Annotated in this window: 11 protein-coding genes; 2 read left to right on the top strand and 9 right to left on the bottom strand. The window is 73.0% G+C overall.

Annotated elements, in window-relative coordinates; genetic code table 11:
- Positions 1-134: 134 nt before the first annotated feature.
- Positions 135-1,250: a baeRF3 domain-containing protein gene (locus tag DJ476_RS33180; protein WP_112492247.1), complete on the top strand. Its 1,116-nt coding sequence runs from the start codon at positions 135-137 to the stop codon at positions 1,248-1,250.
- A 52-nt stretch (positions 1,251-1,302) separates the two neighbouring features.
- On the opposite strand, the gene DJ476_RS33175 is transcribed toward DJ476_RS33180, so the two are convergent.
- The 9 genes from DJ476_RS33175 to DJ476_RS33135 form a co-directional block, all read right to left on the bottom strand.
- On the bottom strand, positions 1,303-2,262 hold the full coding sequence (locus DJ476_RS33175) for a D-2-hydroxyacid dehydrogenase family protein (RefSeq protein ID WP_103416998.1): 960 nt from the start codon (positions 2,260-2,262) through the stop codon (positions 1,303-1,305).
- A gap of 77 nt (positions 2,263-2,339) precedes the next feature.
- Positions 2,340-4,739, bottom strand: coding sequence for a phosphoketolase family protein (locus DJ476_RS33170; RefSeq protein WP_112492246.1), 2,400 nt, complete (start codon positions 4,737-4,739; stop codon positions 2,340-2,342).
- Between the two features lie 100 nt (positions 4,740-4,839).
- Positions 4,840-6,252, bottom strand: coding sequence for an NADP-dependent succinic semialdehyde dehydrogenase (locus DJ476_RS33165; RefSeq protein WP_103416996.1), 1,413 nt, complete (start codon positions 6,250-6,252; stop codon positions 4,840-4,842).
- Between the two features lie 146 nt (positions 6,253-6,398).
- A complete protein-coding gene (locus DJ476_RS33160; protein ID WP_103416995.1) occupies positions 6,399-6,869 on the bottom strand; it encodes an ATP-binding protein in 471 nt (156 codons plus the stop codon).
- A gap of 185 nt (positions 6,870-7,054) precedes the next feature.
- Positions 7,055-9,151, bottom strand: a complete 2,097-nt coding sequence (locus DJ476_RS33155) for a xanthine dehydrogenase family protein molybdopterin-binding subunit (protein WP_112492245.1) — start codon at positions 9,149-9,151, stop codon at positions 7,055-7,057.
- A gap of 39 nt (positions 9,152-9,190) precedes the next feature.
- Positions 9,191-10,201 (bottom strand): FAD binding domain-containing protein, encoded by a 1,011-nt coding sequence (locus DJ476_RS33150; RefSeq protein WP_112492244.1) that lies wholly within the window; start codon positions 10,199-10,201, stop codon positions 9,191-9,193.
- The gene (locus tag DJ476_RS33145) at positions 10,198-10,761 is read right to left on the bottom strand and encodes a 2Fe-2S iron-sulfur cluster-binding protein (RefSeq protein ID WP_112492243.1); all 564 of its coding nucleotides are present in this window, start codon (positions 10,759-10,761) and stop codon (positions 10,198-10,200) included. Before DJ476_RS33145 ends, DJ476_RS33150 begins: the two co-directional genes overlap by 4 nt.
- A gap of 87 nt (positions 10,762-10,848) precedes the next feature.
- Positions 10,849-11,244, bottom strand: coding sequence for a hypothetical protein (locus DJ476_RS33140; RefSeq protein ID WP_103416991.1), 396 nt, complete (start codon positions 11,242-11,244; stop codon positions 10,849-10,851).
- A gap of 90 nt (positions 11,245-11,334) precedes the next feature.
- Positions 11,335-12,300 carry an LLM class F420-dependent oxidoreductase gene (locus DJ476_RS33135; protein ID WP_112492242.1) on the bottom strand — a complete coding sequence of 322 codons (966 nt, stop codon included), beginning with the start codon at positions 12,298-12,300 and terminating at the stop codon, positions 11,335-11,337.
- 88 nt (positions 12,301-12,388) lie between these two features.
- Here DJ476_RS33135 and DJ476_RS33130 point away from each other — a divergent pair, with 88 nt between their 5' ends.
- The gene (locus DJ476_RS33130; RefSeq protein ID WP_112492241.1) at positions 12,389-12,745 is read left to right on the top strand and encodes a DUF6479 family protein; all 357 of its coding nucleotides are present in this window, start codon (positions 12,389-12,391) and stop codon (positions 12,743-12,745) included.
- Positions 12,746-12,780 lie beyond the last annotated feature (35 nt).

Raw genomic sequence — 12,780 nt, 5'->3', positions numbered from 1 at the left:
CGCGAGCGTGGACATCGCGCGCACCTCGACGGCCGATGATCACCAACTCGCCCATACTAGGATCAAAAGGTATGAATTGACTCGTCGAAGCATCCGCTTCATACGGGAGCGGGTTCGAGCCCCGGGAGGGAACGATGGACACGGACGCCCTGACCGCCGGAGTGTTGCGGGAGCTGCGGGCGACCCGGCCCTATCCGGCCCTGTCCCTGACGATGCCGACCCACCGCACGGCCCCCGACAACGCCCAGGACCCCGTGCGGCTGCGCAACCTGGTGGCGGAGGCGGGCCACCGCCTGGACGCCGATCCGCGGGTGAGCCGGGAGACGGCCGCCGCCATCAGGGCCGAGCTGGACCGGGCCGTCGACGAGGTGGACCCGCGCCGGGCCCTGGACTCGCTGGTCGTGCTGGCCACGGCCGACGAGCACCAGGTCTGGCAGCTGCCGCGCACCGCGCCCGAACGGGTGGTGCTCAGCGACTCCTACCTCACCCGCAACCTCGTCGCCGCGAAGGCCCAGGCCCGTCCGTACTGGGCGCTCACCGTCGCCGCCGACCACGCCACCCTGTGGAACGGCACGGACGGGGGCATCGAGGTGCGGGAGACCGGCGGCTTCCCCCTCACCGCGCCGAAGGAGCCGCCCAACCCGCAGCGCGAGGAGCGGACCGGGGGCACCCCGAGCACCTTCACCGACGAGGACACCCGGAACTTCTTCCGTACGGTCGACGAGAAGCTGCGCGCCCTGCTGGCCGCCGACCCGCGTCCGCTGTACGTGATGGGGCTGCCGCCCGCCCTCTCGCTCCTGGACGACGTCGGCGAGAGCGCGAAGGCGGCCGTCGGCCGTGTCGCCAAGGGCGCACCGGCCGACCTGCCCCCGGCCGAGGTCCTCAAGGAGCTGCGGCCCGCGCTGGAGGAGGGCGCCCGGCAGGCCACCGCCGACGTCGGGCGGCGCCTCGACAACGCGCGCAGCGCCCACACGTTCGCCGGCGGGCTCGACGAGGTGTGGGCGGCCGTCCGGGAGGGCCGGGTGGGGCTGATCGCGGTGGAGGAGCACTTCCAGACCACCGTCCGGGTGACCGACGGGCACCTGGAGCCGGTTCCCGAGGGCACCACGGCGGCGGAGGACCCGGAGATCCGCGAGGACATCGTGGACGAGCTGATCGAAGCGGCCCTGGACGGCGGGGCCGACGTGGTGTTCGTCGAGGACGACTCCCTGGCCGGGCACGGCCGGATCGCGGCGGCGCTGCGGTTCTGACGACCGCCGACCGGCCGAGGCCGCCTCCGTACGCGACCGTACGGGGGCGGCCTCAGCCGATCCGCCGCACCGGCTCCCCGTCGAGGAACGCCCGGATGTTCTCGACCGCCTGCCCGTAGTACGTCGCGTAGTTGGCGCGGGAGACGTACCCCAGGTGCGGGGTCGCCAGCAGGCGCGGGGCAGTGCGCATCGGGTGGCCGGACGGGAGCGGTTCGACGTCGAACACGTCGATCCCGGCCCCGGCGATGGTCCCGGCACGCAGGGCCGCGAGCAGGGCGTCCTGGTCGACGATGGCGGCCCGCGAGGTGTTGACCAGATAGGCGGTGGGGCGCATCCGGGCGAGTTCGGCGGCGCCGATCAGGCCCCGGGTGCGCTCGCTCAGCGCCAGATGTACGGAGACGAAGTCGGCGCTCTCCAGCAGCTCTTCCTTGGACCCGGCGAGCGCGGTCCCGACCTCCCGCGTACGTTCCTCGGTGAGGTTCTGGCTCCAGGCGACGACCTCCATGCCGAAGGCCCGGCCCACCTCCGCGACCCGGCCGCCGATCTTGCCCAGGCCGAGCAGTCCGAGCGTCCGGCCGTGCAGGTCGGCGCCGAGGGTGGACTGCCAGGGGCCGTTCCCGCGCAGGCCGTTCGCCTCGGGGACGATCGAGCGGGCGAGGCCGAGGAGCAGGGCCCAGGTGAGTTCGACCGGCGGGGTGGAGGAGCTGGCCGTTCCGCAGACGGTGACGCCGTGGCGCTCGGCGGCGGCGAAGTCGATCACGGAGTTGCGCATGCCGGAGGCGATCAGCAGCCGGAGCCGGGGCAGCCGCGCGAAAGCCTCCGCCGGGAACGGGACCCGCTCGCGCAGGGTGACGACGATGTCGAACTCCGCGAGGGCGGCGGCCACTTCGTCCACCGAGCCCAGGTGTCCGGTGAAGGTGACGACGTCCACGTCGGCGGTGACGGGCGACCAGTCGGCGACGGTGGTGGCGGCGGACTGGAAGTCCTCGATCACGGCGCAGCGCAGCTTCATGAAGGCTCTCTCCAACGAGGCGGGTCGGGCGGGGCGGTCGGACACCACCCATGATCACCCGGCCTGCCCCGCGGCCCTCACCCGCCCCAGCTCCACTCCGCGACCTCCGGCAGATCGACGCCGTGCTCGCGGATCCAGGCGTGGTGGCGGGTGCGGGTGTCGGCCATCGCCTGGCGTACGGCGACCGCGCGGACGCCGAGCCCCGGCACCCGGTCGATGACGTCCATGACCAGCCGGTAGCGGTCCAGGTCGTTGCGGACCACCATGTCGAAGGGTGTGGTCGTGGTGCCCTCCTCCTTGTAGCCGCGCACATGCAGGTGGGCGTGGCCCGTCCGGCGGTAGGCGAGCCGGTGGATCAGCCACGGGTAGCCGTGGTACGCGAAGATCACCGGCCGGTCCCGGGTGAACAGGGCGTCGTACTCGGCGTCCGTCATTCCGTGCGGGTGCTCCTCGTTGGGCATCATGCGGGCGATGTCGACGACGTTGACCACCCGGACGGCCAGCTCCGGCAGGTGGCGCCGGAGCAGATCGGCGGCGGCCAGCACCTCCTGGGTGGGCACGTCCCCGGCGCAGCCGAGCACCACGTCCGGCTCGCGGCCGCCGTCCTCGGTCCCGGCCCACTCCCACACCCCGGCCCCGCGCGCGCAGTGGGCGCGGGCCTCCTCCATCGTGAGCCAGTCGAAGGTCGGCTGTTTGCCCGCCACGATCACGTTGACGTAGTCCCGGCTGCGCAGGGCGTGGTCGGCCACGGAGAGCAGGGTGTTGGCGTCCGGCGGCAGATAGACCCGGACGACCTCGGGGCTCTTGTTGAGGACGTGGTCGACGAAGCCGGGGTCCTGGTGCGAGAAGCCGTTGTGGTCCTGACGCCAGACGTGCGAGGTGAGCAGGTAGTTGAGCGAGGCGATGGGACGCCGCCAGGGCAGCCGGCGGGCGGTGCGCAGCCATTTGATGTGCTGGTTGACCATCGAGTCGACGATGTGGGCGAACGCCTCGTAACTGGAGAAGAGCCCGTGCCGTCCGGTCAGGAGATATCCCTCCAGCCAGCCCTGGCAGAGGTGTTCGGAGAGCACCTCCACCACCCGGCCGTCGCGGGCGAGGTGTTCGTCGGTGGGCAGGGTCTCCGCCTGCCAGGCCTTGCCGGTCGCCCGGTAGAGGTCCTGGAGCCGGTTGGAGGCGGTCTCGTCGGGGCCGACCACCCGGAAGTCCCGGCGTTCGGCCGTCGCGGCCATGACGTCCGCGAGGAGTCCGCCGAGCACCTGCGTCGGCGAGTGGGTGGCCGAGCCCGGCTTGTCGAGGCGTACGGCGTGGTCCTCCAGGGCCGGGATCGGCAGCGCGCGCAGGAGCAGACCGCCGTTGGCGTACGGGGTCGAGCCGAGGCGGGCCGTGCCCTCGGGGACGCAGGCGAGGACCTGTGCGGTGGGGCGGCCGTCGGCGTCGAAGAGTTCCCCGGGGCGGTAGGAGCGCAGCCAGGCCTCCAGCTGCCGCAGATGGGCCGGGTTCTCCCGGACCCCGGGGAGCGGGACCTGGTGGGAGCGCCAGGTGTTCTCGACGGGGAGGCCGTCGACCTCCTCGGGGCCGGTCCAGCCCTTGGGGGTGCGCAGGACGATCATGGGCCAGCGGGGGCGCTCGGTGGCCCCGTCCTCGCGGGCCGCGCGCTGGTGGGCGGCGATCCGGTCGGCGGCGGTGTCCATGGCGGCGGCCATCGCCCGGTGGACGGTGGCCGGGTCGTCGCCGGTGACGTACAGCGGGTCATGGCCGTAGCCGCGCAGGAGGGCGTCGAGTTCGTCCTCGGGGAGGCGGGCCAGGACGGTGGGGTTGGCGATCTTGTAGCCGTTGAGGTGGAGGACCGGCAGGACGGCCCCGTCGTGGACCGGGTCGAGGAACTTGTTCGCGTGCCAGGAGGCGGCGAGCGGTCCTGTCTCCGCCTCGCCGTCCCCGATCACGCAGGTGACCAGCAGGTTCGGGTGGTCGAAGGCGGCGCCGTAGGCGTGGGCGAGGGCGTAGCCGAGTTCGCCGCCCTCGTGGATGGAGCCGGGGGTCTCCGGGGCGACATGGCTGGGCACCCCGCCGGGGAAGGAGAACTGTTTGAAGAGGACGCCCATGCCCTCGGCGGTGCGGGGGACGTCGGGGTACGTCTCGGAGTAGCTGCCCTCCAGCCAGGCGTTGGCGAGGACGGCCGGGCCACCGTGGCCGGGGCCCCAGACGCAGAGCGCGTCGATGCCCCGGTCCTTGACGATGCGGTTGAGGTGGGTGTGGACGAGGTTGAGCCCCGGTGAGGTGCCCCAGTGGCCGAGCAGCCTCGGCTTGATGTCCTCGGGGGTCAGCGGCCGGGTCAGCAGGGGGTTGGCCATCAGATAGATCTGGCCGACGGCGAGGTAGTTGGCCGCGCGCCAGTGCGCGTCGAGCGCGGCCAGTTCCTCGCCGGAGAGGGTGGGTGTGGTGTTGTGGGTGTCGCTCGCATCGCGGGGGTCGCTCACGGAGCAGGTCTCCTCGTCGGGTGACGGCGCACGGGTGGGCGGGGCTGCCCCGGGAAGGCCGGGGCTGGGGGCCCGGGGCTTGAGGTCGCGAAACCCCGGGTCAGGAGTTCTCGGGGCCGTACCAGAGCGTGGTCGCGTTGCAGAACTCGCGGATGCCGTGCCCGGCCAGCTCCCGCCCGTAACCGGAGCGTTTGATCCCGCCGAAGGGCAGGGCCGGGTGCGAGGCGGTCATTCCGTTGAAGAAGACCCCGCCCGCCTCCAGATCGCGGGCGCACCGCTCCTGCTCCCCCGCGTCCCGGGTCCAGACGTTGGAACTGAGCCCGAACGGGGTGTCGTTGGCCAGGTGGACGGCTTCGTCGAGGTCCGCGACCCGGTAGAGAGTGGCGACCGGGCCGAAGGTCTCCTCCTGGTGGATGCGCATGGCGGGGGTGATCCCGGCGAGCACGGTGGGGTTGTAGAACCATCCGTTCTCCAGGCCGCCGTCGAGCTTGTCGGGCCGGCCGCCGCCGCACAGGACGGTGGCGCCGCGCTCCACGGCGTCGTCGACCAGTTCCTCCAGGTCGGTGCGGCCCTGTTCGCTGGAGAGCGGCCCGATGTCGGTGGTCTCCTCCAGCGGATCGCCCACGGTGAGGGCCCGCATCCCGGCGGTGAAGTGCTCGGCGAACGTGTCGTACACGTCGGCGTGGACGATGAACCGCTTGGCGGCGATGCAGGACTGGCCGTTGTTCTGGACGCGGGCGGTGACGGCGGTGGCGGCGGCCTTCTCGACGTCGGCCGAGGGCAGCACGATATACGGGTCGCTGCCGCCCAGCTCCAGCACGGTCTTCTTGATCTCGTCCCCGGCAATGGCGGCGACGGCGCGGCCCGCCGGTTCGCTGCCGGTGAGGGTGGCCGCCGCGACCCGGGGGTCGCGCAGGACGGCCTCGACGGCGCCCGAGCCGATCAGCAGCGTACGGAAGCAGCCCGCCGGGAATCCGGCCCGGTGGAACAGGTCCTCCAGGTAGAGCGCGGTCTGCGGGACGTTCGAGGCGTGCTTGAGGAGGCCGGTGTTGCCCGCCATCAGGGCGGGGGCAGCGAAGCGCACGACCTGCCAGAGCGGGAAGTTCCACGGCATGACGGCGAGGACGACGCCGAGCGGCCGGTAGCGGACCAGGGCGCGGGAGGCGCCGGAGTCCGTGACATCGGCGGGTTCGGGGTGCTCGTCCGCGAGCAGGCGCTCGGCGTTGGCCGCGTACCAGCGCATGGCCTTGGCGCACTTGGCCGCCTCGGCGCGGGCCGCCGTGACCGGCTTGCCCATTTCGAGCGTCATCGTCCGGGCGATGGTGTCGCGGTCCGTCTCCAGCAGGTCGGCGGCCCGGTTCAGCCAGGCGGCGCGCTGCTCGAAGGGGGTGGTGCGGTACTGCTGGAAGGTGGTGTGGGCGGCGGTGATCCTGCGCTCGGTCTCCTCCTCGCCCAGGGCGTCGTAGGACCTGATCAGTTCGCCGGTCGCGGGGTTGACCGTCGCGATGGGCATGGCAGTGGCCTCCTTGCATCGGTACTTCGACGGTGCCGCGTCGTGTGGTCGGGCGCAACGTGGCCTCTCCCCCGCACGTACCCGGCCGACGCGGATCATGCGTGCCGGTGAGGCACGTTCCGCGTCGGCCGGGTGGGGTGCTGTGGCTATACGAGCGTCTGCGCGAGCGCCGTGAGCGGGGCGCGGCGGGACTCGCGCACGCCCGGCAGCGGCGGGTACGGGAGCAGGCCCGCGGTCTGCGGCGCCTGGGCGTAGCGGGTGAACCAGACGACCTTGCCGTCCGTGGTCCGGCAGGTGCCCCAGCTGTCGCTGAGGGCCATCACCCGGCTGAGCCCGCCGCCGGCCGCCAGCAGCCGGGGCATCCGGGGGCTGTTGTCCGCGACCGAGACGGTGACGTGCCGTCCGGTCCAGCGGAGTTCGACGACACAGGTGTTCTCGTCACCGACGTGCCGGTGGACATTGGTCAGGAGTTCGTCCAGGGCCCGGCAGACCGGCCGGACCTGGAGTTCGAGACTCCAGTGACGCAGGTGGGCGGCGACGATGCGCCGCACCTGGGAAACGCGCTCTGCGGACACCCGCAGTTCGACCGCGTAGTGCCGGTCGGGTGGAACGGTCATCGTCGAGGCTCCTCACCACGAGGCCCATCTGCTTCACCCCGTCGTACCAACGACCCCCGAACACGAAGCGTGAGCACTGATCACTTCTGGGTCACTCAACAGGGTGACCCGGGTGAGCCGTCCCCGCAACAGATGAGCTGTCGCCGCTGGTGAGGGCCGTTCGGCGGGGCTCGTCACGAGGAGGTTCAGAGGAGGTACGGCAGCAGTCGGTCGGGGGTCAGGGGCAGTTCGCGGATCCGGGCCCCGGTGGCATGGCGGACCGCGTTGCCGATGGCGGCGGCCGTGCCGACGATGCCGATCTCCCCGATGCCCTTGGAGCCCATCGGGTTGAGGTGGTGGTCGTCCTCGTCGATCCAGTGGGCCTGGATGTCGAGCGCGTCGGCGTTGACCGGCACGTGGTAGGAGGCGAGGTCCTTCGCGGTGAAGTCCCCGAAGACCGGGTCGATGGCGGACCCCTCGGTGAGCGCCATGCCCAGGCCCATGACCATGCCGCCGACGAACTGGGAGCGGGCGGTACGGGCGTTGAGGATCTTCCCGGCCGCGTACACCCCGAGGAGCCGGCGCACCCGGATCTCGCCGGTGACGGAGTCGACGGCCGTCTCGGCGAAGTGGGCGCCGAAGGCGTGTCGGGCGTACGGGGAGTCGGCGGCGGTCTCCTCCTCGGTGTCGGCGGTGGTGGTGAGCCCCTCGGCGGGCAGCGGCCCCCGGTGTCCGGCGAGGCGGTCGGCCAGACCGGACGCCGCCTTGTGGACCGCCCACCCCCAGGAGGCGGTGCCGGAGGAGCCGCCGGCGAGCGGGGCGGTGGGCAGGTCGGTGGAGCCGATGGCCACCTCGACGCTCTCCACGTCCACGCCGAGCGCCGAGGCGGCGATCTGGGCGAGGACGGTCCGGGCGCCGGTACCGATGTCGGTGGCGTTGACCTCGATCCGGAAGGTTCCGTCGGCCGCCGCGTGGGCGCGTGCGGCGGACCGGGAGACGAGGACGGGGTACGTCGCGGAGGCCACGCCCGTACCGAGGAGCCAGCGGCCCTCCTGGCGGGCGGCGGGGCGGGGGTCGCGCCCCTGCCAGCCGAACCGGTCGGCGCCCTCGCGCAGACAGGCGGCCAGGCCCCGGCTGCTGAAGGGGCGCCCGCTGTCGGGTTCGGCGGCCGGGTCGTTGAGCAGCCGCAGCTCGACCGGGTCCATGCCGACCGCGGAGGCGAGTTCGTCCATGGCCGACTCCAGCGCGTACATGCCCGAGGCCTCGCCCGGCGCGCGCATCCAGGAGGGGCTGGGGACGTCCAGGGCCACCACCCGGTGGACAGTGGTGCTGTCCGGCGATCCGTACATCACGCGGGCGGGGACGGCGGCCTGCTCGACGAACTCCTTGAGGGTGGAGGTCTGGGTGACGATCTCCTGGGAGACGGCGTGCAGGGTGCCGTCGAGGTCGGCGCCGAGGCGCACCCGCTGGATCGTCGGAGCGCGGTGGCCGACGACCTCCGCGAGCTGGGCACGCGGGAAGACCGTCTTCACCGGGTGGCCGGTGTGGCGGGCGGCCATGGCGGCCAGGACCGGCTGGGGGCGGGTGGTGCCCTTGGAGCCGAAGCCGCCGCCGACGTGCTCGGAGTGGACGGTGATGCGGTCGGGGTGGAGGCCGAAGACCTGGGCGAGGCTCTTGCGTACGGCGTTGGAGCCCTGGCTGGAGTCGTGGACGGTGAGGTGCCCGTCCTCCCACCAGGCGGTGGCGGCGTGCGGCTCCATGGGGTGGTTGTGGAGCGGGACCATGCGGTAGGTGGCGTCGACCTGGACGGGGGCGGCGGAGAAGGACCACTCGAAGTCGCCGCGCTTACGGACGGCGGGGAAGCCGCCGTTGGCCTCCTCCGGGGTGTAGAGGCCCGGATGGTCCTCGGTGAGGATCACGTCGTGCTCGGTGCTCTCGTACTCGACCAGCAGCCGGCCGGCGCCCGTGCGGGCGGCCTCCGGGGAGTCCGCGACGACCAGGGCGACGGTCCAGCCGTGGTGCGGGACCCGGTCGCTCTGGAGGACGGCGAGGATGGGGTCGTCGGGTTCCGCGAGCCGGGGCGCGTTGTCGTGGGTGAGGACGGTGTGGACGCCGGGGACGGCGAGCGCGTCGACGGCCCGTACGGCGGTGACCCGGCCGGCCGCGATGGTGGCGGGGACCGGCCAGGCGTACAGGGTGCCGGGCGGGGTGTGCTCGGCGGCGTACCGGGCGGCGCCGGTGACCTTGTCCCGGGCCTCCCTGCGGACGACGGGCGCACCGGTGGGCTGCGGGTCGAGGGGCATGGCGGTGGGGCCTCCGGTCGGTGGGGCGAAGGGGGTGGGTCAGACGGTCGGGCCGGGCTCGGGGCCCTGTGGCCTGGTGAGTTCGCCGAGGACGTCGAGGGCCACGCGGCGGACCAGGTCCACCTTGAAGGCGTTGTCGCGCAGGGGCCGGGCCTCGGCGAGTTCGGCGATCAGGGCGTGCTGGAAGGCGGCGGGCGTGGCGGGGGCGCCGCGCAGTTCGGCCTCCGCCCGGTGGGCGCGCCAGGGCCGGTGGGCGACTCCGCCGAAGGCGAGCGTGGCCCGGTCGACGCGGCCGTCGTCGACCTGGAGGGTGGCGGCGACGGAGACCAGGGCGAAGGCGTACGAGGCCCGGTCGCGGGCCTTGCGGTAGCGGGAGACCGTGCCGGGGGCGGGCGGCGGGAGCACCACCTCGGTGATGAGTTCGCCGGGCCGGATGACGGTGTCCTGGTCGGGGTTCTCGCCGGGCAGCCGGTGGAACTCGGCGACGGGGACGGTCCGTTCGCCCTCGGGGCCGAGCAGCAGCACGGTCGCGTCGAGTGCGGCGAGGGCGACGGCCATGTCGGAGGGGTTGGTGGCCACGCACTCGGTGGAGTGGCCGAGGATCGCGAGGTCGCGGTGGTGGCCCTCGCGGGCGGGGCAGCCGGAGCCCGGGAGCCGCTTGTTGCAGGGCTTGGAGACGTCCTGGAAGTAGCTGCAGCGGGTGCGCTGGAGGAGGTTGCCGCCGGTGGTGGCGGCGTTGCGGAGCTGCCCCGACGCCCCGGCGAGCAGGGCCTGGGCGAGGGCGGGGTAGGCGCGGCGTACGTCGGGGTGGGCGGCGAGGTCGCTGTTGCGCACGGTGGCGCCGATGCGCAGGCCGCCGTCGGGGGTGGCGGTCACCCGGTCCAGGGGGAGCCTGGTGACGTCGATGAGGAGGCCGGGCTCCTCGACGCCGAGCTTCATGAGGTCGACGAGGTTGGTGCCGCCGCCCAGGAAGCGGGCTCCCGATCCTTCCGCGCAGAGCCGTACGGCCTCGGCGGTGGTGGTGGGTCGCTGGTAGCCGAAGGGCTTCACGGTGTCACGTCCTCGATGGCTTCGACGATCCGGGGGTAGGCGCCGCACCGGCAGAGGTTGCCGCTCATCCGCTCGCGGATCTCGTCCGGGGTGAGGGTGGCGGGTTCCGTGGTCAGGGCGTCCGGAGGGGTGGCGTGGGACGGGTGGCCGTCGGCGGCCTCCGCGAGCATCCCGACGGCCGAACAGAGCTGCCCGGGGGTGCAGTAGCCGCACTGGAGGGCGTCGCGTTCCACGAAGGCCTGTTGCAGCGGGTGGAGGGTGTCGCCGTCGGCCAGACCCTCCACCGTGGTGATCTCCGCGCCGTCCTGGGCGACGGCGAGCAGCAGGCAGCTGTTGGTGCGGCGGCCGTCGACGAGGACGGTGCAGGCGCCGCACTGGCCGTGGTCGCAGCCCTTCTTGGCGCCGGTCAGGCCGAGCCGTTCGCGCAACAGGTCCAGGACCGTGGTGCGGTGGTCGAGCGTCAGCTCGGTCTCCTCCCCGTTGATGCGGAGGGTCACGGTGGAGCGTTCGACGGTGACCGGTTCCGGTGCGGTGACCGTCTCCAGGGCGAGGGAATCCATGCGCGAGCACCTTTCGCTTCGGGCCCTTGTCGACCCGGTTCACAGGCTTTTCGGCGTACGTGGCGTCCATCGGGGGCGCCGTGCGCGTCAGCGGTTCTCCAGGCGCAGCCGTACCTCCTGCTCCTGGTCCCCCGCCGCCGTACCGACCACGCGGACGGCGAACGCGCCGGTGAGGTGGGTGCGCAGCCGGTCCACGGCCCAGTAGCCGCCCTGGGCGTCCACGGTGACCGGGGCGGTGAGGGTCACGGGTTCGGCGGCGGCCCTGGGCTCGGTGACGTCGACCGTGGTGACCCAGACGGTGGGGCGGGGGCCGCTCGTCGCCTCGGGCTCGTCGTCCGCCTCGCGGTCGGAGTCGAAGGCGTGGCCGAGCACACCGAAGACGCTGCGCGCGTCCGCGAGGTCGCACCGGCTCAGCGACACCAGCACCTCCTGGCCGTGGCCGTCCGTGGCTCCGTCGCCGCTTCGTTCGGGGGTGCTGTTCACGGGGTTCCTTCCGTCGGATGCCGGCCTTCGGGTCCACTCCAGGCTGACCCCGCATCGGGCCGACGGCGACACGGGAAGGGCCGAAGAGGGCTACAGCTCCCGGAGAGCGGGCAGGAGGGTCTTCTCCGCCCACGAGATGAAGGACTGCTGGTGTTCCCCGCCCACCTGGACGAGCGCGACCTCGGTGAAGCCCGCGTCGCTGTAGGCGCGGACCGCGTCGACGAACGTGTCGACGTCCTGTCCGCAGGGGATGGCGGAGGCGATGTCCTCCTCGCGGACGAGTTCGGTCGCCTGGGCGAAGCTCGCCGGGCCGGGGAGTTCGGAGTTGACCTTCCAGCCGCCGACGGACCAGCGGAACTGTTCGTGGGCGCGGGCGACGGCGGCGTCCCGGTCGGGGTCGTAGCAGACGGGCAGCTGGCCCACCCGGGGCTTCCCCGCCCCTCCATTGCGGTCGAAGTCGTCCAGCAGCGCGCTCTTGGCCTCGGTGGCGATCACCAGGTCGGCGCGGCGCCCGGCGAGGGCGCAGGAGGCCGGGCCGGAGACGGCGACGCCGATGGGCACCCGGGTCTCCGGAAGGTCCCAGAGGCGGGCGTTCTCCACGTCGAAGTGGGTGCCGTGGTGGTTGACGTTCCCGCCGTCGAAGAGGGCGCCGATGATCTCCACGGCCTCGTCGAGCATCTCCAGCCGTACGTGGGCGGCGGGCCAGCCCGCGCCGACGACGTGTTCGTTGAGGTTCTCGCCGGAGCCGAGGCCGAGCCGGAACCGGCCCTCCGCGAGGATCTGCAGCGTCGCGGCCTTCTGGGCGACGACGGCGGGGTGGTAGCGGGTGGTCGGGCAGGTGACGTACGTCATCAGGCCGATGCGCTCGGTGGCCTGTGCCGCAGCGCCGAGGACCGCCCAGGCGTACGGGGCGTGGCCCTGCTCCCGGAGCCAGGGAAAGTAGTGGTCGGAGGTGACGGAGAAGTCGAATCCCGCCCGCTCCGCGGCCACCACATCCCGTACGAGTTCTCGCGGTCCGGTCTGTTCGGTCATCATCGTGTAGCCGATTCGCACCATGCGAAACGCTTTTCCCGTTACATACTCATAAAACATGAATTGATGTGACTGGCCGACTGACGCCCTTCCCTCGGGGTATGCGGCAACCATGGACGTATCGAACGGAGCCACGCAGGCACTGGCCGCCCCACTCGCCGACGGGACGGGCGCGCTGGCGGCCATCCTCTTCCCCATCGCCGCGCTCGCCGTGGTGGGGCTGCTGATCGGCGGTTTCCTGCTGGGGAAGCGGAAGCGGGACGCCGAGCTGCCGCCGCCGCGCCCCGATGAGCAGCCCCACAAGCCCGAGGGACGCACGCACATCGAGGCGCACGACCCGCACGGCACGGACCGCTTCCCCACCGACGGCAGCGCGCTCAACCCGCACCAGCTCGACGACCACGGGAACGCACCGCTCCCGCCCCACCGGGACGATCCGCGCACCGACACCGATCCCCCGCGCAGCTGACCCGTTCCCCCGCAGGGGGCGGGCCCGCCCGGCCC

This window comes from Streptomyces bacillaris, assembly GCF_003268675.1.
Classification (GTDB): Bacteria; Actinomycetota; Actinomycetes; order Streptomycetales; family Streptomycetaceae; genus Streptomyces; species Streptomyces bacillaris.
Note: the sequence above shows the minus strand (reverse complement) of the source record. Positions and strands in the feature narration are given on the sequence as shown.